This is a genomic window from Oleiphilus sp. HI0117, from assembly GCF_001635235.1.
On the sequence record NZ_LWGA01000017.1, the window covers coordinates 1 to 886 of the forward strand.

1 protein-coding gene is annotated in these 886 nt (G+C 45.4%); it reads left to right on the forward strand.

Annotation, left to right across the window (positions count from 1 at the left end; all coding sequences use genetic code 11):
- The coding region (locus A3757_RS00490; protein ID WP_068738958.1) for a CPBP family intramembrane glutamic endopeptidase at positions 1-831 on the forward strand (831 nt) is incomplete at its 5' end.
- Positions 832-886: the final 55 nt, after the last annotated feature.

An 886-nucleotide genomic window follows, 5' to 3' on the forward strand; every position in this document is an offset into this window, starting at 1 on the left:
ATCAGCTTATTGCTCAAACCCGGCAAGCCGCCTAGCCTAGGCCTAAGTTTACCCTTATTCGTAATCTTGCTGATTACAAGCTGGCAAACACAAGTTATCGATTGGCGAACTGCTGCTTTCCTTGTTTTCGCCACGCTGATCATTAGTCAGGTTCAATCAAAGCATTTACCAATAAAAACCTTCGCCTGGATATTTTTAAGCCTTGTGCCCTTGATGCTAGCCTTACACCTTGTTCCCGGCTTTACTAAAACCACGGTCTTCGGCCCGGCCTTACTTGGTAACTCAAGCATTCCTTACACCCTAAGTGCTCACCTTGATAAAGCCTTGGGCGCAGTATTCATCTTATTTTGCTTTCGCTACTGGGTCAGCAATAGGAGCCCTTCAAACCTGAAGAACGAAACCAACATAAAGCCCGAGCTATTCGCCAAGGTCGGCTTCGCTATGTTTGGGATTTTTCTGATCGGCTACATTTTGGGCGTCAATACAGATTTTAAATTCGGCCAGCTGACTTTCGCCTTTATTTTTATTAATCTGTTTGTGACCTGCATCGCTGAAGAAGCGTTCTTCAGGCTAATCATTCAGCGCTTTATATTCCTAAAATCGTCTACAGCCAGCGCCGCCATTATTGGCTCATCCCTTCTGTTCACTCTTGCTCACTTCCATACAGGGCCCGGGGCGATAGAGAGGCTCAGCCTAATCTTTGCCGCGGGTTTACTCTACGCATGGAGTTACCAGCGAAGCAATTCTCTGCTACTTGCTATCCTGCTTCACTTTAGCATTAACCTGATTCACTTTAGCTTCTTCGTTTATCCTGCCTCTTTTACTCATTGATGACTAAGCACGCACTAAATTCTATTGGCAATAAGGCCACTTTCTTTCGAAAGCA